This is a genomic window from Pedobacter hiemivivus (assembly GCF_005144565.1).
Classification (GTDB): Bacteria; Bacteroidota; Bacteroidia; order Sphingobacteriales; family Sphingobacteriaceae; genus Pedobacter; species Pedobacter hiemivivus.
In genome coordinates, this window is the sequence record NZ_SWDX01000021.1 from 1 (window position 1) to 21,742 (window position 21,742).

Here is a 21,742-nt window from a genome sequence, read left to right on the forward strand (position 1 = left end):
CAGGAGCTCCAACAATAGTAGCAGTTCCTCCTGCTGCAACAATTCCCCCTGTAGCTAAAGATGCCGCGAAAATCCCTCCCGCTACTCCTCCTGTAGTAATTGCAGCACCTTTTATTACTGTTTTTGCACTTGGTGGGTCTATATTCGGTATCCGGCCATCAGGGTCTGTGTTTTTAACAGGGTTATTAAAAACATAACTATAAGGCGAAAAGGATTCCTGATCTGCTTCATCAGCACTTGGGTCTACAGTAGTCCAGCGGCCTATTACCGGGTCATAGAAGCGTGCCCCGTAATCTAACTGCCCATCCAGCTCTTCTTGCAACTCCTTGCCGTTATAAAGATATTTATTTTTTTCACCAAATAAATATTTTCCACTTTCTTTTATCATCCCAAACGGATAATAATCTTGTTGCTGTACTCTTCGTACTCCTCCCCCACTGATATCAAAACTATAACGTGCATTTCCTAAGTGGTCAGCTAAGGTATACTCATAATTGTAATCCGTTCCATTGCGACGCGCCAGCCCAACCTCAGTCAGCACAAAATCTATACTCCCATCTGGTTTATAGTGAATGCCGTCAATATAATCAACCGTTCCGGCAAAGCTGCTGATCTTACGCAATTTCCTACCACTAGCATCGTACAGATAGGTAAGGCTTGAACCAGGCAGGCTCACTGTTGAGGGAAGATTCAGATAATTATAATCAATTGTAGCTTGAGTCCGACCATCGTAAGTCGCATTCCCATTCTCATTATGGACATAAGTACCTGTCATATTATCTACACTATTAAGTTGGTTTCCGATGTAATGGTAAGTATTTGCTCCAGCTGCATCCCGATTAAGGCTTTTGATATTACCCATCACATCATAAGTCAAAACTTCAGTCATTCCTGCTCCCGTTCCGTTCTCCAGTCGATTTAATTTGTCATACTGATAAGTAAACAAATTGGCATAAATACTACCAGCACCCCAACCCTGATTGGCAATATTCCCATTGTATTGAGGTTCGGTTCCATCCTCATATTTAAGCTGTAAACTAAACTCATCTGATTCACGCTTACTTAACCAACCACGAGCATTGTAATAAAGATTAGTATGCTGCAAACTGTTATGCAATCCAATTTGCTTCAACAGCCCGACCTCATTATAGCTATCAGCAGATAACTTTACAAAGGAAAGAGCTTCGCCAGCAGACAAATTAGTAGCCGTCTTCTGCTCAGTACTCAGTTTACGTCCCATATGGTCATACTGATATTTGTTGTAAACATATAAGGCTTCGGTATTGTTATTAAAATGTCTACGCGTACTTTCTTTCAACTCCCCAGTAAAACCATATACATTGCTCAGTTGATCATAATTATTCGCTTCAGCGGTATTATTTTTATAATGCTCGGCTTTACTTTGAATTAGACGTCCTTCCGCATCGTAATAATTAACCGTTAACAACATATTCCCAGTCCCCAATACCGTAGTACTACTAGCTGTAAGCAATCCTTTAGTACCTGAAGCTTGCGCCTGCCCCAAGGTAGCATTAGGTTGTCCAAACACATTCCCTGGAAAACTATAATCACCATAATAATTCAAACTATGATAATAACTGATGCTTTGTGGAAATACATTACTGGTGTAACCTATACCTGATCCCGATTTCTCTTCCGACCAGCAATAATCGGGATTAACCAATGTCAAATCATCAACAGCGGCTTGAACCAAAGGCCTGGTCCTACCATCATCGTATAATCCCGTTAAAATGACCCGACCAAGAGCATCATATTTAGTCGATAACCATTTCCCAGCCATCCTCTGTTTCCAATCCTGTGTAAGGATAACCTGATCAAGTGCATTGTAGACGATAAACTCCCAATCTTTTCCAGGGATCTTCTTTTCTACCAACCTATTCCTATCGTCATAATGATAACCATACATGAAATTTTTGAACTCAATATCCTCTTCAGTAAAACTATTTAGCGCTCCACTCAACCGATCTGTACCCTCATTCACAGCAGGCGGCAATACATAACGAAGGTTGCCAAAATCATCATATAGATAATAAGTACTCAAGCATTTCACATCTGTTTCCCATACCCGTTTTAAAACTATCTGGCCTTCCAGATCTTTATATTCATCTACAGTTCCGGCTTTAATGTCAACGACTTTCCAGTTTTCATCTTTACTCGTAGTTTTATACAAAGTATTGGCCTCGTAATATGTTGCCGTTGCTCCTGAACCGTTAACCACCCACAATTTGACATTATTGCTTAGATTTGTCCCATAGGTTATTTTCAAAGTATGTCCCGTATTGTTTGCCCCAATCTGCCAGGCCGTACCCGGAGCTCCTTGTTCTAAAACACGGTTTAAAGGCGATGCTTCAAAACGGGTTTCGGCATACGGAGTACTGAACGCAGATTCCTGACCTTCAGGTTTTGCTGCATAATAAGCAACCACTTTAGTTAATGCATCCGGCTTATAACTTCCATTACTGGTTGTACTTGCGTAAGGCAAGTATTTCAAAGATTCCCGCCCTAAGGCATCATAGTTTATAGGAGATACAATGTCTTTATCCGCAGCCGCACTTCCTCTAATCTGAACGTTTTGTAAAGGTCTGCCCAGACCATCAAGATATTGGATACTGGTCTGCACTTTTGCCGGATCACAACTGGATGAAACTACCGCTTCAATTGTTGTTAATTGTGGTACCCGTGGCGTATAGCTAATTACATAATTTTGATTATTACTAGGTTCAGGACAAAAGCCAATCACTTTAAGATTAACTGTGGTGTTACTACTCCCGCCACTATTATAGGCGGTCACGGTATAAACTGTAGCTTCAGAAGAGCGAAGTGGCGTGCCATTGATTGTACCATCAATCTCATTAAGAACGAGCCCTTCAGGTAATGCTGGACTGATACTGTACCCTTTAACCAACATAACTTTTCTAATCCGTTTACCCTCGCCTTCGGACACATACATGGTTCCATTTGGTGTTATACATAAACCCAAAGGTGAATCAAACCTTACCTGCTCACCTAGCGTCCCATCGGTCGAGCCAGGACTTGTCGTTCCAGCAAATGTGCTTGAATTTCCTAAAGAATCGATCCTTCGGATCATATTATTCAATTGGTCGGTAACATAAACTATTCCCGAATTATCTACGCAAATACCGCTGATTGAATTAAATCTCGATTCAGCGGAGCTACCATTACTGAAGCCAGGCAGGTTACCTCCACAAAAAGGAGTAATTACTCCTGAGGTACTAATTTTACGTATGTATCCGCCACCTGCAATAAAAAGGTTTCCTATTTTATCAAACGCTATTGTGCTTGCTCCAGCAATAGCAAAAGTGGTAACCACACCGGTAGGCGTGATTTTATGAATTCTCTGGAGATCCGAGACATATAGATTACCAGAGGCATCAAAGGCAAGACTCCTTGGGCCGTTAAAACTCGCAGAAGTACCAATGCCATCAGCCTCAGCTTCCACACCACTTCCGGCAAAAGTAGTTACAGTACCGCTTGGTGTAATTTTACGGATTCTATGATTTGACTGATCAGCTACGAAGACATTCCCTGAAGCATCTACTGCTATAGCGCTGGGAGAATTAAAACGTGCATTTTCCCTAACACCATCTGCATAACCTTGCGAGCTACCTGCAAGTGTACTGACTAGTCCCTCAGGTGTAATTTTACGAATCCGATGGCTTGCTGTATCCGCTACATAAACATTTCCAGCTCCGTCTACCGCGGTACCAGTAGGATAAGAAAAACTAGCTGATGTACCCAGTCCGTCTAAAGAACCTCTGCTACCTGATCCTGCAAAAGTGCTTGTATTTTGATTAACTAAAGAAACCGCCCCACCTGTGTTGGTGGGTATCAGCGGGCTTATCGGAGTCCCAACAAAAAAATCAGGAGCTGAAACATAACTAATTGCTGGAGGATCTGGGGTGATTTGAATCTGAGAAACATCAATGTTGGTTGCAATATCACCCGTATAACTTCCATAGCCCTCTGAAGCCAGGTAATAGGTTCCAGCCGCTAATGTTTTCTTAAGGTATGCCTTTCCCAGGCAGGGTGTAGTTTCATAATTATCACCATCACTATCAATCAGCACACCCGATGCATCCAGTAAATACACATACGTATCAACATTGCTACCACAGTTTGTAATGGTAACCTGTGAAGCTTGTGTAAGTGTAAAGCGATAGTAAATCTCATTACTCTGCTGCCCAATATTGTTATTCAAACAAGGATCCGCGTTACTTCTGGTATCAGTGTAACCTCCAGAGCTTCCAAAGGAACCTACATCGATTGCAGTACTTCTTCCTGAACCAGTAACGGGCAATCCACTTTGAGCGATTTCAAAATTAAGTGAAATGTTACCTACAGAATTATAATACCCTTCGGCTACAATATAATAAGTGCCCGATTGAAAGTACTGACTAATTGAGGATCTGGACCCTGAGCAGAGTGGCCCATCATTGTCATTAGACGCAACAAGATATCCATTCTCATCTAAAATATACAAATAAGTATCAAGATCACTTTCGCAAAGAGAAATTGCAACATTGGTCGCATTATTAAGGGTAAATCTGTACCAAACATCGGGACTATCAAACCCATAATTGTTTACAAATCCAGAACCGTAGCCAGTGTATTTCTGATCTGAGTACATCACATGACCACAATATGGTACTGGTATTTCAGTAGCCATAAACATAGAGGTTCCATCTTGTGCAAATATTGAAGGCAAACCTAAAAAAAGCACAACCAAAAAGGTGAAGAAGTATTTCATCATTATTTGTTAAGATTCAAATTTGATTGAGTCGGTTGTTAATTTGGTCTATAGTGATAATTATAGCCCTTGATTAAGTAATCATTCTGGTCTTTTATGGCTTTTAACCTTTGGTAATTATCATAATTAAAAGAAGTAGTCTTTCCGTTTGCATCTTTTGAACTGATCAAGCCAATTGCAGGATCAAAAATATAACTGGTCACCAGCGCATTACTCAATGTATAAAGCGGTGTCAAAAATGCTTGTACCTGGGCAGGAGTTGGTTCAACAACATCTCTGAAAGTATTTACGATTGTTGTTCCACCTAAAGCGGTCATGATCGTTGCGTAATCTACATTTTCAATTTTGGCAATAGGATACTGACCGGCATAGCTTAAAATGTAAGTTGTCCCCTTGTCTACAGTGTACTTTCGAAGGCGCTGGAGATTGCCTTTATCGTCATAATCTGCCAGCGCCTTAAGGGCAGGTCTGCTTGTCGTGGTTGTAGAAGTAGTTAAACTAACTGGAACAAATCCAGCACTAAGCGGAGCATAGGCTGTAAATTTACTAGCCGTTTGTACCTCATTAACAAAAGTGCTTTGCTTAATAACCGGGGATAATACATTTGCAGCAACCATAAAGCTATATGGATATGTCGTTGAAAAATCATTTGGATAGGAATAAGACGCTTTAACTGATCGTCCGCGATTATCTATTGAGGTTTCATCACGCAGTAGTCGGGTGCTTAAATTGTAATTAAAACTTTTTGTACTGGTTACAAAATTACCGGCATCATCATAGTTAGCCGTAATTTTGGTGCTCGGAAGATAAGAATAAGTATACATTCGGTAAGCTGTACCTTCTTCCACCATGGCGCCAACCCCAGAGCAAATCAATAGATTATTTGATTTTACAGCAGGCACATACTCGTTTTCTTTATTTAAAGCGATATAAGAAATTTCCTGTTTCTTCAGAAGCTTGTCCTGGTTGCTATATTGAAGTTCTTTGATCAACTTCCCGCGATCCTGGTCCCGGGCAGAATAAGGATCATAAGAGATGTGACTTAACTGAATTGTCGTATCAGCGGCATCATCTTTTGCCCCAGTATCAAAATTACTAAAGTAATACTTCGTATAACTACCATCAGAGAGTTTTTCAACTACTTCCGAATACCCGACATGGTTACCTTGTGCACTAATTGTCCCAGGAAGTACCGATTGCGAAGCAAAAACTGAAGTCGTGTACACCGCATCATGGGTGTAGGATGCTTCCTTGTAATCAAGAAAATAATATTTAGGTTGCCCAGCTAATACTCCACTAGAAAAAAGCATACTTTGATCTACGGCATTGCTATAATTAGAAACGTAAAAATATTCTTTTTCCTGTTTCTGTAGCGGATTAGCACTATCATAGCTAGATATCTTTTTTATCCGAAGTCCCCCTGCTAAAGTATTTACATGAAAACCATTATCCAATCCCTTACTCCGTTCCTCCTGAACTCGCAAGCTATACCGATTCGGTTCATAGGTAAATTCCGTCACACCACCAGTCGGGTAAGTGATCTTGTTGAGCGTCCCTGCGTACAAATAAGCCTCCACTGGTTCGCGATAATTATAATAGTTGGCACAATCGGCAGTATTACCAGCTTCAATGGCAAAGGTACCGTTATAGAAACCCCAGTGATCAACTTTATTGTCTAAATAACCAGGAAGCTCTTTTGATTCGTCATATTCAAAAATAAACGGTGGTAAACTAACCAAATCACTACCCTTCTCAGTAACAGATCTCAGTCTAAGCCGCTCTGAGGCTTTATTGTCATAATTAAAGCTGAAAGCTTTAATAAGCGTACTATCAAGTCGCTCTACACGAATTTCGTGCAATTTTTTCCATTTCAACTGGTTCAGGAATCCCGGATAAGAATAACTAAAGTTATCTTCAAGAATAGGAACAAAAGATGAGGTCTGATTGCCAGTTTGCCCTGTCGAAAACCGCGCATACTGATCGTTATAAACTTTATTTGTATTGTAGGTTAACTCATCACTTGTAGAACGGTTGAATTTGATTACCGTGTGTGCACCGGTGATTTTTTTCAGATAAACAGGCGATATTAACTTGCCATTGTAACTCCCCGCTAATACCATCGGTGAGGCAAGACCACAGATAAGCATTCCGCTATTCTTTATTAATGTTGCTTGCAAAACACTATAAATCGAAGAATACATCTGGTTGATATAATCGTCCCGTTCATAAGTCAAAACAATCGGCTCTCCTATCGCAGGTTCTACTTTAGTCAGGTACCAGCTACCGGCTGTAAATTGGTCTTTATATTGTTCGAACATGGAAATACTGTACTCTATTGCATCTGTATTGCCACCAAAGTAATATTTAGTCCCATTTTCTGTTGTAATCACAAAACCTCCATACGTTTTTGACATGCCAAGCGCAGCCATATTCGTATTCGAAGGTGGGGTAAAAGGGTTATCAAGAAAAGGTCCAATCAGACTAATGGAAAGTGGTTTATCACATTTAACGCGCCAAGAGCCGTCAGGACTCATGTAAAAACTACCACTATAACCATCAAAGTTAAAGGAGAATTCATCAGGTTCTGTATCTTTTGATGCGTCTCCAATACGCGCTAAATTTTGCACATAAATCTTCTTATTCCAACTCGTCGTATTCAAAATCGCTCTGTTGAAATAATATCCGCAAAAGCGATATTTAAGATCATTTCCTGTATCACTCGGATTATTATAATCATCCGGTTCATCTTTAACCACCCTGGAGACCATGCCACCACATGAAAGTGAAAAACCACTACCGACCCAACCAGGGTGCGTATCCGGTCTAAAACCAGAGGCGTGGTATCTTAAATCAACAGAAAGGGACGCATCTTTCTGTTTAAGTGTATATAACGGTACCCCAATATCAGGTATACCTGTAAAATACGAAACTGGAATTTGTCCAAATAATCCCAGTGAGGCTGAATTAGGACTTTTAACGTTATAAGGCGTACCCGGTATTTGTGCCTGAGTTTGCTGAAAAGAATACAGACAAAGCAGGAACACAGCCTGCATGAATAATTGTTTTTTCTTCATATTTTTAAATCAGTTTAATTTTACAATCCTTTCGTGCAGCCCGTATGCAGGGAAGCAAATCATTCAAAAAAAAATAAAACTTAAAAAAGAGTGAATACAGCGCTTAAAATGAGAAAAGAGTAGTTTTTATGTTAAAACCTTAATTCCTTCAGTGCACAAAATTGACAAGACAGCGCCCAAAACACAAAAGAATATGACAGTCCTGGCATGCAACCTCAAGATTTATTTAGGTCTCATAGACGATTTTGCATCGGTATTTTTCAATGGATCTTTATTGGACAATTCTAATTCTGCAAAAGTGGCAGAAAACAAGTTGGATTCCACTTTTATTGACCTCAATGATTCTTCTGGTGGAAGGAATAAACGGATTTACAATAGTGTATTATCCGTATATAGCTCTTATGCTTTATTTTCAAGCCAGTGGATTTATTCTATTTAACTTGATCAAAGTAATCACGAAACTAATGAACAATTTTCTTTAAAACCATAAATTGCTTGGAACCTCCCGTCTTGTTCTGAACATTTTCTTAGCTCTCCGTTTGTCTAAGGCTTTTTTTTCGAACAAAAGTAAGCGCAATGGATCACCAACCGGGCTGGTCTCGTTATCCAAATCAAAAATAGTACGATACTCTTCGCCATTAAAGGTCTCTTGTTTATATTGCAAGTCATTCATCAATGACGTTAGAGAAATATCTTCAGTCAGATAATCAGGATCATAAATATCTTTAAAGCTGGCTCCGTTCGCTGCGGTCATTAGTTTTAACAAACCTATATCCTTACCGAGACAAGTCTTGCTCCCTGAACAAGTTCAGGGTCATCTAAAAAATTGCATTTTGGAGTATCTCGACCTTAATGTTTAAATCATCTTTTTTAATCCAAAAGCGCAGAAACATGAATTGATCACTCTGATCACATAGGTAATCGAGACGAGTAGCACGTTCACCAAAATGACCTCAAAAAAAACATACTACGCTAGTATTGACGCAAAAGATTTGCTGCATTTTGACTTTCCATACGACGGAGGTTGCAGCACCACTTTATATGTAAGAAAAATGTCAGAGAAAACTGATGTATTTGTTAAATTTTCAAAAGCACAATTAATTATTGATTCCTACAACGGATCAAATTTCAGAGTAAAGTTTGACAAAAATCCTTCTTCCGTTTACACATTCAATGGCGCTTCCGATCACAGTTCAAACGTAGCATTTTTACAAAATACTTCTCGGTTTATTAATAATTTGAAAAGGTCCAAAAAAGTAACAATCGAATTAGAGTTTTACAATGAGGGAAACCAAGCGATAGAGTTTGACACCGAAGGCTTCAAATGGAACCATTAATAATGCCGTCAACCAAACATCCAACTTAATTTAGGTATAGATAAACAACTGGGATTAGTAAATCACTATCCGCAGAGTTACTTTTTTTTTGCATAAATAGAACAGGGAAGATTCTCCAAAAAGATAGCCATAAATAGCATATCAACAAAAAGTGACCGTATCATAATGATCGGCCACTTTATATTTTTACAATGGAAACAAGAACCTATTTCGCGCCGAATATTTCAGCCAGTTTTTGTTCAACCGGACTTTTACCACTTGGGTCAAGTCCAACCTCCCTAAGTAGAATTTTTCCTTTCGGATCAATCAAGAAGGTCGTAGGCACACCGGAAACAGCAAAGCTGGATATTGAAATATTTTTCGTATCCAGGGTCTGTAGCCAGGGCAATTCAAGCGTTTTTAACGCTTTAAGCCAATCCGATTTCGACTGATCTATAGATATGCTGTAAATTTCAAATTGATCCCCTTTATATTTATTATAAAGTTCTTTCATGTGTGGAAAAGATGCTTTACAAGGACCACACCAGCTTGCCCAGAAGTCGATAATTACATATTTACCTTTTAATTTACTAAGACTAAAAGGTTGGTCCTTAGCATCATTTAGTGTAAAATCTTTAACAGTTTGTCCAACTTTGGATTTTTTTGCCCCTTCAATATATTCTTTGATGGATTTCCCAATCTCAGAAGCCTTCATATTTTTTGAAAGCACATTGTAAAGTTCTTCAAGATCTCCAATATTCATTGAATCTTCCAGACGCGCAAGAATATAGGTAGCGGTATAAGCATCTGGATTTGCCTTCACAAATCTTTTAGCAACTTCATTCTCCCTGGCAGTATTCATCGCCATAAAATCCTTCACATAATCTTCATACTTAGGTGATTTGGCATTTACATTGTCTCCATATTTCTTCTTCAGCTCCTTTTGTATGTCATCCGAAATTTGTTGCAATTCATCATTATATGACTGAAAATCTTCAGCTGACTTTATTCCGGATACTTTTCCACTGGATAATCCTTTTTCAATATCCACATCTTTAAGATATACAGTACCAGGTTGATCAATTAAGATTGGAAGCGGCGAAACGCCAAGTTTAATTTTAGCATCATACTCGTCATAAAAGGCTGGAGCGACAGGCTTAGTAAATGGCAAAACAAATTTAAAGCTACCATCCTTAATGATAGCAGTATCAGTTTTTACGTCCTTTCCGTAAACATATACTTCAGCATGTCCCTTTAGGTCCCCCTTAACTGTACCTATAATGGTTACCGTTTTTTGTGCGTTAACCATTGTATGGCCTAACGCCATCAATAGTATTGTAGTAATAATATTTTTCTTCATGTTTTAAAATTTAAAATGCGCTGTAACCAGGGTTTTGTAGGCCAAATGCGGGATTGTAAGTAAATTCAGTTTTCGGTACAGGCAAAATATATTGTGCCTCAGTTAAGATTGTAGGTTTCATTTTTTTCACCTCATCAAGGGAAAAAATCCGAAGAAGCGCCAGCCATTCCAAGCCATCTTCGCCTACCAAACTTTTAACATCTTCATTAAATATTTCTTTCAGTAACGCAGCACTAGTGGTTGCATTTTCAACGGCCAAATATGGGACATTGTTAATTGTAGCAGTAATTCCAGCTTTCGCCTGTACTTCATGGATAAGCGCTTTAGCATCTGCAAGATCTCCTCCTGAACGTACAATTGCTTCCGCTTTTAATAAATAAACTTCGGTTAATCTTAAAGCATAATCTGTTTCAGAAGTTACTGTCGGCGTTCCCCCAACCGCAATATATTTAGTGAAAAAGTAAGATTCGCTCAGACCTTTCGGGTTATAACCTCCTATGATCCAGGCTTGTCTCGGATCATCTTTCAACAGTGTGTTCAAAGCAGCGGTGGCCGTAAATAAAAAAGATGCTCCAGGCCAGTACTGCCTGGTTTTAGAGTAAGCATTCATTTCCTGTCCACTTTGCGGCTTAATTCCTAAAATAACTTCCTTGCTGCCGAGACCCTTTGAGCGGAAAATATCCTGAACATTTGGTTCCAATACAAAGCCCCCATTTTTGATCTGCTCAGCAAGGCTGATTATTTCCGCATAATCTGCTGCTCCGCCCCTTCTGCTGATTAAAACACGTGCTTTTAATGCCATCCCTGCCCAACGTGTAGCGTAATAACTTGGATTGCTTACAGGTCCATTTGCAATCACATCATCCAGGTCTGCCAGAATAAAATCGTAGCTTTCTTTAACAGTGCTTCTGGCTTTAGTGATATTTCCGAGGGTAGACAATTCATCTCTTAACAAAATACCGAAATTACTTTCGGGATGATACCATTCGCCGTAATAACACAATAACTTGAAATGTGCGTAAGCTCTTAAAAAGTGTGCCTCAGCAATAACTTCTTTTTTTCTATTTCCAACAAATTTTTGGTCTGGAAGAGCATTAACTCCTTTAATTACGCCATTGGCTGCATTTAAAAGGATATAAGATTCATCCCAATAATGACTGGAGAATTCAGTATTGTCATTTTTTTCTTCTGCGAAGCTACTGTATCCATAAGATAGATAGCCGGAGAGCATGCCAGGTACAACCTGGTGATCTTGCCAGTTTGTTTGGGCCATCGTTGCATTTGCAAATGCATAATAAGCCCCATTAAGTGCAATTTGAGCAGTGGCCTGATCTAATATGGTATTCGCATCTACTTTAGCATTCTTGGGCAAAGCGCCAAGTTCCTTTTTACAAGCATAAATCGTAGTGCCTAATAGTGCCAATGCGAGGTATTTATATAGTGTTTTCATTATTCTTATATATTAAAATCCAAAACGAAGTCCAAAACTAAACTGTTTTACAGTTGGATAAGCACCAGTATCACTATAACCACCAATCAGGCTATATGGATCATTGCTGATCTCAGGGTCTGCTCCGGGATAATGAGTTATTGTAAAAAGATTGGTTGCAGAAACATAGATGGAAGCACTATTCAGCTTCAATTTATCCATTAGCAATTTTGGCAACTGATAATTTAAGGTAATTGATTTTAACTTGATATAGGAGGCATCATAAACATTGTTGCTGGCTGCACTTACCAGACTTCCATTTCCTAAAATCAATCTAGGTCTGGTTGAGTTTGGATTTTCAGGCGTCCACCTATCTAAAATTCTAACTCCTTTATTTGTTCGGGTTCCTAAATCCTGATTTTGCGCATCGGCAAGGTAAAAGATATCGCCACCATAAGAAAAGGTAGCCAAAGCAACCAAGCTAAAATCTTTATAAGTGATACTATTGGTATATCCGCCGTAAAATTTAGGCTCTGCATTGCCAATAATATCTTGTTTAAAATCACTATAGTTTTCATAAACAGGGTCTCCTAATACATATCTGGCATCGCCAATACCAGCCATATCCAAATAACCATATAAAGAATATAAACTGCGGCTTTTATAATCTTCTGCTTCTGCCTGTGTTTTTATGATCCCATCAAATATACTACCATATAGCAATCCAAGTGGTTTTCCAACCTTTAATATGGTATTGCCATAGTGATATTCTTTCGGATTAGCAGGATCTGAAAAATCATTAGACAAAGCCAAAACTTTAGAATGGTTACCTGAAATATTAAAAGTACCTGCCCATTGAAAATCTTTATGACGAATAAACTCGCCCCTGATGGTTAACTCGACACCACGGTTACGAATGTCAGCAATATTAGCCGTTACCCCTTTAAAGCCAGAGCTTGAGGCTACTGTTGCCGGAAATAAAATCCCCGACGTAGACTTTTCATAATAACCAATACCACCACTTAGCCTGGATTTAAAAAAGGCAAAATCAATCCCTGCATCCTTTTGCAGTGTAGATTCCCATTTAATCTTATCATTACCTAGCTGAGAGGGAGCCATTCCGCTAGTACCTGCGTAAGAAACAGGAGCATATAAAGTATAGAAAAGATTATCACCAATATTCTGTGTACCCGTATATCCGGCACTTGCCCTCAGCTTAATTTCATCGATCCATTTTACATTTTTAAGGAAGTTTTCCTGAGAAATACGCCAAGCCACTCCTCCTGAAGGGAAATAACCAACACGGTTTCCTGCAGGAAACTTAGAAGAGGCATCAGAACGTCCAGTAAAAGTGAAGAGGTATTTTTCAAACAAGGCATAGTTGGCCCTCATATAAAAACTCAACAGCGAATTCTGACCGGAAACCCCAGTAGATGGTAATGTTAAGGCTGCTGATGATAAATTATTTAAATAAACATCATCTGGGAAGCCTTGCCCGCTTGCTGAAAATGAATTGCTTTTACTTTGCTGCCAGGAAGTTCCCGCTAAAAAGTTCAGCCTGTTGTTTTCGTTAAATTGTTTCTCCCAGGTAATGGTGTTTTCATAAAACAGATCTACAGTTTGTGACTGCCCCTGTGTTGCCATACCATTATTGGAACTTCCAGGCCATCCACCAGCTTTTACATCTGCAACTAACACTGTACTAGGCACATAATTATTCTGCCTGTAATTGTTATAATTTACAGATAAAGTACTTTTGAATTTGAGGTCTTTCAGAATATCATACTCTGCAGACAATGACCCAATTAGAGAAACCGAATTAGATTTGTTGATGCCATCTAACAGGAACAATGGGTTTTGAAATCCTAAAAAGCTTTCCGCACCATTTGCTGCAGGATCCATAAGACGAATACTTCCATCTGCATTATAAGGGCTAACGGTAGGAGGTGCAAAGAGTGCCTGTGTATATAGTCCATTCGTAATGTTATTGGTACTAAAGCCATAATCCAGATTGGTAGTGATGCGAAACTTGCTGTTTATTTCGTTGTCAAGGTTTAATTTACCTGCAATCCTTGTATAATCTGTACCCAGAACCACACCATTATTCTTATTGTATGCCAGAGAGGTGTAAAATCTGGAGCCAGAACCCCCACCTCTTACAGATATATCTGCATTTTGGGTGATCCCATTACGCAATACCAGTCCAAGCCAATCTGTATTGGCAGTACCCAGATAATCGGGATTAGTCAATATGCTTGTCGCATCATCACTCAAGGGAAGGTCCAAAGATGTTAGTATGTCATTTAAATTTTTAGCACCCTCTTTCAAAATCGTGGTGTACTGATCGCGATTCAATAATTTTTCCTTAATTGGCTTACTCACGCCAGTATAATAATTTACTTCAAAAACAGGTTTCTGATTTAGCTTACCTTTTTTTGTAGTAATGATGATTACACCATTCGCAGCTCTTGAACCGTAAATAGCTGTAGCGGAAGCATCCTTTAAAACGTCAATAGTTTCAATATCATTGATATTTACCCCCCCTAAACTATTTAATCCACGAGCAAATGCACCTGAAATGGTATTGGCTTTATTATCTCCTCCAAACTGTTCTACAGGATTTACAATCTCAGCTGCGCTTTGTAAGTACCTGTTTTGAATTTGCATCTGGATCCCGTCAATAATATAAAGCGGATCATTTCCACCTAATAAGGATGTACCTCCACGGATTCTGATCTTAGCCACGCCGCCTGGAGATCCATCCGCTTGAACTACCTGTACACCAGCGGCCTTACCTGCTAGTGCCTGATCTAAGGTTGCAAACGGAACATTTTTAACTTCATTTACATCCACCGATGCTACTGAACCGGTCAGATCTTTTCTCCTGGTACTACCATAACCTACTACCACCATTTCATTTAACTTATTGAGCTCAAGTTCTAATGAAACCTTCATCCCTTGTGTGGCAGGAAGCTCTTTTGTTACGTAACCGACCGAAGAGAATACCAGTATCGCATTAGCTTCAGGCACATTAATTTTAAATTGTCCATCTGCGTCAGTTACCACGACTTTTTTGCTGCCTTTGATTTTTATATTTACTGCAGGTATCGCTTTTCCATCGGCATCCACTACACGGCCTGAAATGTCAACTGCTTTAAAATAGCTGGCCAACTTATCCAATACAGAAGAAGACTTTTCTTTCAATACAATCGTTTTATCGGATATAACATAATCCAAAGACTGATTTTTAAGGCAATACGCCATCACCTCATCCAACGACGCCTGATTAAACTTTACATTTATCGTTTTTTGGTCGTTCAGCTTGCTGTTGAGATAAACTACATTATAACTAGTTTGCTTTTCTATCTCCTCAAAAATTTTCTCCAGCGTAATATTACTCCTGGCAAGGGTAAACCTTTGGGCAAAGCCGGCAGCACTCACCTGCAAAAAAGCAGCAATCATTAAAACAGTGATCAGTTTTATTCGCATCATCCATCTTCTTTTATCCCCTTCATTCCAGCCCCGATAGGCGGTAGCCAAAATCAACAGGATTTTTAACATAAACTGGCCAGGCCAGTAAACTTTTTTAGTAAAGCTCTTATACATTTCATTTGATCTGTGGCAATCCTTAGCGGCCAAATGAGGGACCGTTCAATATTGTAATATTGTACAATATTGCCTAAGTTTGATTGCCTGGTTAATTGATAATTGTTGTCACGCAATAATTTGTAAGTTTATCAGCTTATTGGGACTTCGAGGTCAAGATCGAAGTCCTTTTTTATGCGATAAACCGATCTTCCCAGGCTAGGGATCTCTCTGATGCTTCTTCATGTTTCTGGTTTAGGTTTATAGATTATTTAGTTGTTTTTATTCACTGGCTATAATATCGTAATTTTTCTGCCCTCAATCTTAAATTCAGCTCCCCCGGTCATTTCCAAAATCCTGAGCACCTCGTATACATCATCATATCTAGAAACCTTGCCGCTGAATTTCCTATCCATAAGTTGTTCATTCTGATAGGTTACCTCGACATTATACCAACGGGCAACTTTGCGCATGATACTTTGCAGAGGCTCATTTTTAAAGGAGAACTTTCCATTTTTCCAGTCAATCGCGTAGGCCGCATCTACTTCCCGGACCATAATATGACCGAAATTCTGTACAGATTGCTGTCCAGGCAACAATATTGCCTCAGAGCCCTTGGCATTTTTAGCATCCGGATATACGGAAATCCGCACAGAGCCTTCCAGCAAAGTTGTCTTCACATCGTCTTCGTCCGAATAACTACTGATGTTAAAATGTGTACCCAATACCTCTACCTTTTGTCCTTTAGAAACAACCAGAAAGGGCATCTTTTGCTTCACTCCAGCATCTGAGTTCTGTGATTTCAGCTTTGTTACCTCAAAATAAGCTTCGCCGGTTAATTCAACCACACGCTCATTTCCTGTAAACCGGGAAGGGAACTTCAGTGAAGAGGCAGCATTGAGCCAGACACTCGTGCCATCAGGAAGCACAGCCTGGTACTGCCCGCCACGCGGGGTAGTAATGATTAATGCAGTAGCTTCCCCAAGGTGCAAACCAGGATCGATTGCTGTTCCATCTGTATAGGTAAGATCCGAAGCAGAAGATAAAAGTCCCATCTTTTCAGCGCTGAGCCTGATGGTTTTACCATTAGCAAGAGTTAAAACGGCACTATTTTTACCAGCGGATATTTGTTTAGCATTCAGCATATTCCTGTATCCCGATTTTGGCCCCAAATAACCAGTAAAAAAAAGCATAGCTGTGCCTACCAGTAAAATTACCGCTGCTACAGCGACCCGAGGCCATAACCTCAAAACAAACCTCTCCGAATTTCTTCTGTTTTCCAGCCCCTGATATACATTTGCATCCATCCTGATGATCATCTCTTGTAAAGAACCCGAATCAGTATATTCGCTTTCCATTTGCTGACCGATCAATGACCTCAGAGGACTTTGGGTCCCAAAAGTATCAAAGTGATCAAGGAGCTCCTTAAACTCTGCCTCAGTTTGGCTACCCGAAAGATATTTTTGAAATAATTTTTCTATGTTGTCGGAACTTTTCAATCTTTATTGTTTCCAGCTATTACGCTCAAGGTTCCAAAAGTCACTGCTCCAAAAATTATTTATTTTGAAATTATTTTTTGGATATCTACTTTTCCTAAATACCATCTACGATGGCCATCGCAAAAATTGCCAATGCAAGTCCCGAAGCGGGATTTAATTGATCCTTAAGGAAACGGTTCGCCTTAGTTAGATGATCGCTAACTGTATAAGTAGAAATTCCAAGTAATTCCGCCACCTCCTTATAAGACTTTCCTTCTAACTTACACAAGGTAAATACCTTCCTACGCTGTGGAGGTAGTTTCGCTATGGCCTCAATGAATAACTTGTTCTCTTGCATTTCGATCATATGTTCTTCAATATGTGAATACAGCTCAGTGTTTAAAGTCATCAGTTGGGCTTGTAGCTTTTTATCCCTCGCCGCCTTCCTAAAAACATCCATCACCATATTTTCAGCGATACGAAAAAGATAAGAGCGGAAGGACTTCTCGGGATCTAGCTCCGTACGGATATCCCAAATTTTCAAAAAAAGATCCTGTGAGATTTCCAACGCAAGATCCTGAGACTTCAACAGTTTAACTAGATTCCCAAAAATCCGATCTTTGTATCGGTTATATAGTTCTACGAAAGCCAATTCCTGGCCGCCCTTCAATAGAACGGCCAATTCCTGGTCACTGTACAAAATATAGTCGTTCATTTTCCTGTCTTAACGAAATCTACCTAAAATCTCCTACAAATTTGCATAATATCCTCGTAATTACAAATTTACCGAGGGAGATGAAAATGCCGATATGTTATTTTTTTACACCCAAGTCGTTGAATTTATAAACGTGGCATTTATATGCGGAAAAGAGGAAACTGGAAATTCAGTCATAAACCTATCTGTGTAGTACTATACTCCAAGTATAGTCCAAGTATACACCAACTATATTCCAACTTTTTACTATAAAAACATGGAGTGTAGTTACTATTTAATCTTTTTTTACTTAAAGTTTTGTAGTATGCTATCCAAACATTATCTTAGATCAGTTGTTTATTTATAAAAAACTATAGATCATGGCAAAATTTGACGGAAAATTCCTGACAGGTGTAATAGGACCTGCTGTTTATAAGAAATATGGTAATATGCAGTTGGTTACTGGCAAATCCAGGTTGACAAAGGACAAGCAAACTAAAAACACACACAAAGCAGCAACTCAATTTGGCATCAGCAGTAAGCTGGCAGAACAATTCCGGAGTGTTACAAGGGAGATCATCACAGATTTCTATGATGGAACAATGGTTTATCGCTTCAAAACGGCTGTGCAAAAGGCCTTGCGACAAGCATTCGACGCTCAGTCTGAAACCTATCATTTTACAGCCAACAGTTTTGATCGGCTCAATGGTTTTGAATTTAATGCGGATTCACCGGTAATGGATAGTTTTTTTGTGCAACCTGAGCAGTCCATCAATGGAAATATCCTGACCATCAAGGTGCCGGAAATGCATGTTTCAAAGGATATGAAATTTCCAGGAAAAGCGACTTCCTGCCTGTTAAATATTGCTGTGGGGATGTATGACCTTACTTATGGAAATAGAATGATGTGTCCGGTTCAATCCATTGAAATTCCAAATGGTTCAAGAGATAACGTTATTCCTGCGCAGGAGTTTAACTTTGAAATAGAACCAGGCTGTTTATGTATTTCTATGTTTTCATTTCAGTTTATACAAAAGACTTTTTCTGGTAACCTGCTCATTAATAGCAAAGAATTCAATCCTGTAGCTGTATTCAGAGCCGTAATCGCAGATGGTACAGTGGATCAGGAACAGACCAAAGAATGGGACTATATGTCAGTTGTGAGGGAGTATAAACATTTCAATAGCCCTAAAATAGAACTCAAAGCAATATCCGAGGATTTACAGGATGAATCTTTTACAATTGCTCAGATTGAGCAGGAACATGAAAAAGTGAAAACCGGAGCAGATTTCCCCCAGTACATTCAAGCGATCAAAAAGTTAGGCGTAGCAGAATTTGTGACCCACGTATCCGATAGCCATACCCAGTATTATGGGAATAATGGCCATCAGCTAAGCTCCAAGGCACAATATGAACCTTTAGTCGTCGCTGCTGTAAGTCATAAGAAAAAGTTTACGAAGTATTTGAAAATGCATCAGGCAGGGCAAACGGATTACTTCAGCTTTTGCAGGCATTGTGCAGAAACAGGAATCGATAGATGGATAGTGAATTTATCATTGATGACCTGCAGTTATTATGATCAGAAAGATCGGCTCATCCTGACAGAATCGATCCCAGGACCCGAATGAAATTGATTTTAATATTCAGTACGCTCAAGTACAACATTACGCTAAAATACTAGATATTAAAATTGGTGCTGATGGCGATATTAAGAATATAAAATCTTTTAAATCTTAAACTGTCTTGTCCTTAAATAAGTCCATTTTCCAAAAAAGCTAGTTGGGTACTTTTAAATAAAAAAGAGATCATTCTAATTTGATAACTTCGAACTAATTCCGAGGGTTTTATATATTTGTACAAAGCTCATATAAATGATCGCTCCAGATTTAATGTATCAATTAATAATAGCTATTGCTCTGCTTATTTTTAATGGCTTAATCACTTCCTTTTTTGTTTACAATCGTTGGAACTTAAGTGCCATGATGCCTAGCAAAAGATGGGGAACATTACTAACTACTTTCACTTTAACCATTATCTTCTTGCTCTCCCTGCAATTTTTCTCTAAACAAAGTTTCGAAATATGGTTAGTTGTTTACACAGTTACAATGACCATTATAGCCTTTGGGGAATTTTTCACAAAGAGACTAAAAGACTAAATAATGAATATAGCTCAATCACATAAATCATGAGTAATCAGATGCCATTAATCAAAAATTTACTTCTATTAATTTTAGCAATTCTTTACTCAGGTGCTAAGGCACAAAATCTCTTCCCTGTAAAATTAGAAAACTGTAAAACAGATAGATTTTGCCTGGATTGTGGGGATGTTAAGGCTTCTTATAACGAGGCCGATTTTGCTGAATTACAGGAAAAATTAAATAAATCATTAAATCTTACCGGCATTACTGGAGTTATTAAATTTCAGGTTTTAATTGATTCTAGCGGACGGGGATGTGTATTGAGTCATACAGACCAATCTAATAACCAAATTACGCAACAAATTATTAAACAATTAAATAATTTTAAGAAATGGACACCTGCAGTTACCGCAAATAAAAAGGAAGGAAGAACATCTATTAACCTTACTTTCACCATTAAGGAAAACCTCGTCTTCTCCAAAAAGGTATATCAGATATCCGGGAATATCGAAAGAGTTAACATAGACGCTTTCAAGAAGTCTTTTGACCGGCCAAAAAACCCTGAGATTTATAACAAAAATTATGTGTATAAAAATGAAAATTTAAAGAATTATAAGATAGCGGTTTGGAAGTCGGATAATTCAAATCTGCCAGACAATATGAATGACCACATTACTATCGATAGAAACGGAGTTCTTTGGTTAACTGCAGGTGATGATTTAGTAACATTTGATGGAAAGACGTTCCATATTGTTGGACCAAGTAATGAGAACATTGGCTCTTATCGTTCCGTTGAAACTGATAATAACAACATTAAATGGGTCTATGGTGGCAAAAGCATATATAGCTATGATGATAAGACCTGGACAAAACATGATCCAAAAATTACCGGAATCGATGGCACCTTTAAAATTATCAACAACCCGGAAACTGGAGAAGTCTTCTTCTGCACTGATAAAGGTCTCATTATTTATAAGGACGGTATATGGTTCAACCTGGATCAAAATAAAGTTAAAGAAATGCCCTCTAACAGAGTCACGTTTGCCAAAAGAGATGCTAAAAATAGAATTTGGATTGGAACTTTTAGCGGTTCCGTTATGATTGATGGGTTAGGAAAAGCGACAAATTTCAATAACACTGAAACAGCATTAAAAGGTAAATGTATAACCTCTATGGACGAAGATGAAAAAGGTAATTTATATTTTTCTCTTTACGAATTCGATAGAAAAACGCCCGGACAAATAAATAACGATGAGGGAATTGCTATAAGATATCTCGATGGTTCAATCAAACAGTTTACAACTTCGAATTCAGGAATGCCCTTTAACCATGCTAATAAGGTTCTCTACGATAGAAAGGAAAAAGTCCTATGGATATCTACAGATAGAGCTGGATTGGTTAGATACGATTTAAAAGATGGCTGGGAAAATTATCATAATGATAACTCCACAATACCAACATCATATATTTCAACAATGACATTTGACAAAGATGGAAATTTATATCTGGCCACGAGACAAGGTTTAGTTAAAATAGAAAGAAGATAAACGACATGAAATATAAAAGGGCTACAGAATAATCGAGGGCACTGAAAAAGTCCTTTTAAATATTTGGAGTCCAAAAAGAGCAGAAGAACTATGGTTATCTGCTCTTTTTTTGTACCTTAAAAGTAGGTTTTAAAAGGTGCCCAATGTTAGCTCATCAACAAAAGATTCAATTCAGTGCCTACTCAGGATTGTATGATTTGATCATTCCCAAAGACAATTTACTTCGAAAGATCAACGATCTAATAGACTTCAGTTTCATTTATGATGAACTGCTCGAGAAGTACTGCCACACCAATGGACGTACTGCGGAGAGTCCGATCCGTATGTTTAAG

The 21,742-nt window shown here is 38.7% G+C and carries 13 protein-coding genes and 1 pseudogene; 6 read left to right on the plus strand and 8 right to left on the minus strand.

Annotated features, from left to right (window positions below; translation table 11 throughout):
• On the minus strand, positions 1-4,792 hold a 4,792-nt coding region (locus FBD94_RS25620), incomplete at its 3' end, for a DUF6443 domain-containing protein (RefSeq protein WP_136882327.1).
• A gap of 35 nt (positions 4,793-4,827) precedes the next feature.
• Complete coding sequence (locus FBD94_RS25625) at positions 4,828-7,863, minus strand: hypothetical protein (RefSeq protein ID WP_136882328.1); 3,036 nt, start codon at positions 7,861-7,863, stop codon at positions 4,828-4,830.
• 193 nt (positions 7,864-8,056) lie between these two features.
• On the opposite strand from FBD94_RS25625, the gene FBD94_RS25630 reads away from it, so the two are divergent.
• Positions 8,057-8,302 (plus strand): hypothetical protein, encoded by a 246-nt coding sequence (locus FBD94_RS25630; protein WP_136882329.1) that lies wholly within the window; start codon positions 8,057-8,059, stop codon positions 8,300-8,302.
• 39 nt (positions 8,303-8,341) lie between these two features.
• Here the strand turns inward: FBD94_RS25630 and FBD94_RS25635 are convergent, their stop codons facing one another.
• Positions 8,342-8,617, minus strand: a complete 276-nt coding sequence (locus FBD94_RS25635; protein WP_136882330.1) for a hypothetical protein — start codon at positions 8,615-8,617, stop codon at positions 8,342-8,344.
• A gap of 193 nt (positions 8,618-8,810) precedes the next feature.
• On the opposite strand from FBD94_RS25635, the gene FBD94_RS25640 reads away from it, so the two are divergent.
• Positions 8,811-9,200, plus strand: coding sequence for a hypothetical protein (locus FBD94_RS25640; protein WP_136882331.1), 390 nt, complete (start codon positions 8,811-8,813; stop codon positions 9,198-9,200).
• A gap of 205 nt (positions 9,201-9,405) precedes the next feature.
• On the opposite strand, the gene FBD94_RS25645 is transcribed toward FBD94_RS25640, so the two are convergent.
• From FBD94_RS25645 to FBD94_RS25665, 5 genes are all read right to left on the minus strand, one after another.
• Positions 9,406-10,539: a TlpA disulfide reductase family protein gene (locus FBD94_RS25645; RefSeq protein WP_136882332.1), complete on the minus strand. Its 1,134-nt coding sequence runs from the start codon at positions 10,537-10,539 to the stop codon at positions 9,406-9,408.
• Between the two features lie 10 nt (positions 10,540-10,549).
• Entirely contained in the window at positions 10,550-11,989 is a 1,440-nt protein-coding gene (locus FBD94_RS25650; RefSeq protein ID WP_136882333.1) for a RagB/SusD family nutrient uptake outer membrane protein, read from the minus strand.
• Between the two features lie 12 nt (positions 11,990-12,001).
• Positions 12,002-15,574 carry a TonB-dependent receptor gene (locus tag FBD94_RS25655; protein ID WP_169472416.1) on the minus strand — a complete coding sequence of 1,191 codons (3,573 nt, stop codon included), beginning with the start codon at positions 15,572-15,574 and terminating at the stop codon, positions 12,002-12,004.
• Between the two features lie 272 nt (positions 15,575-15,846).
• The gene (locus tag FBD94_RS25660) at positions 15,847-17,052 is read right to left on the minus strand and encodes a FecR family protein (protein WP_136882334.1); all 1,206 of its coding nucleotides are present in this window, start codon (positions 17,050-17,052) and stop codon (positions 15,847-15,849) included.
• A 94-nt stretch (positions 17,053-17,146) separates the two neighbouring features.
• Complete coding sequence (locus FBD94_RS25665) at positions 17,147-17,746, minus strand: RNA polymerase sigma factor (RefSeq protein ID WP_136882335.1); 600 nt, start codon at positions 17,744-17,746, stop codon at positions 17,147-17,149.
• Between the two features lie 359 nt (positions 17,747-18,105).
• Here FBD94_RS25665 and FBD94_RS26405 point away from each other — a divergent pair, with 359 nt between their 5' ends.
• The 4 genes and pseudogenes from FBD94_RS26405 to FBD94_RS25685 form a co-directional block, all read left to right on the plus strand.
• On the plus strand, positions 18,106-19,353 hold the full coding sequence (locus FBD94_RS26405) for a DUF1398 domain-containing protein (RefSeq protein ID WP_235884660.1): 1,248 nt from the start codon (positions 18,106-18,108) through the stop codon (positions 19,351-19,353).
• A 243-nt stretch (positions 19,354-19,596) separates the two neighbouring features.
• Positions 19,597-19,881, plus strand: a complete 285-nt coding sequence (locus FBD94_RS25675) for a hypothetical protein (protein ID WP_136882336.1) — start codon at positions 19,597-19,599, stop codon at positions 19,879-19,881.
• Between the two features lie 29 nt (positions 19,882-19,910).
• On the plus strand, positions 19,911-21,410 hold the full coding sequence (locus tag FBD94_RS26190) for a ligand-binding sensor domain-containing protein (RefSeq protein WP_205945939.1): 1,500 nt from the start codon (positions 19,911-19,913) through the stop codon (positions 21,408-21,410).
• Positions 21,411-21,553: 143 nt separating this feature from the next.
• Positions 21,554-21,742, plus strand: a pseudogene (locus FBD94_RS25685) (IS5/IS1182 family transposase); the annotation flags it as partial.

Coding starts and splice junctions, on each gene's coding strand:
- FBD94_RS25625 (WP_136882328.1), bottom strand. CDS start 7,863: ATGAAGAAAAAACAATTATTCATGCAGGCTGTGTTCCTGCTTTGTCTG.
- FBD94_RS25630 (WP_136882329.1), top strand. CDS start 8,057: ATGACAGTCCTGGCATGCAACCTCAAGATTTATTTAGGTCTCATAGAC.
- FBD94_RS25635 (WP_136882330.1), bottom strand. CDS start 8,617: ATGACCGCAGCGAACGGAGCCAGCTTTAAAGATATTTATGATCCTGAT.
- FBD94_RS25640 (WP_136882331.1), top strand. CDS start 8,811: ATGACCTCAAAAAAAACATACTACGCTAGTATTGACGCAAAAGATTTG.
- FBD94_RS25645 (WP_136882332.1), bottom strand. CDS start 10,539: ATGAAGAAAAATATTATTACTACAATACTATTGATGGCGTTAGGCCAT.
- FBD94_RS25650 (WP_136882333.1), bottom strand. CDS start 11,989: ATGAAAACACTATATAAATACCTCGCATTGGCACTATTAGGCACTACG.
- FBD94_RS25655 (WP_169472416.1), bottom strand. CDS start 15,574: ATGTATAAGAGCTTTACTAAAAAAGTTTACTGGCCTGGCCAGTTTATG.
- FBD94_RS25665 (WP_136882335.1), bottom strand. CDS start 17,746: ATGAACGACTATATTTTGTACAGTGACCAGGAATTGGCCGTTCTATTG.
- FBD94_RS26405 (WP_235884660.1), top strand. CDS start 18,106: ATGGCAAAATTTGACGGAAAATTCCTGACAGGTGTAATAGGACCTGCT.
- FBD94_RS25675 (WP_136882336.1), top strand. CDS start 19,597: ATGATCGCTCCAGATTTAATGTATCAATTAATAATAGCTATTGCTCTG.
- FBD94_RS26190 (WP_205945939.1), top strand. CDS start 19,911: ATGAGTAATCAGATGCCATTAATCAAAAATTTACTTCTATTAATTTTA.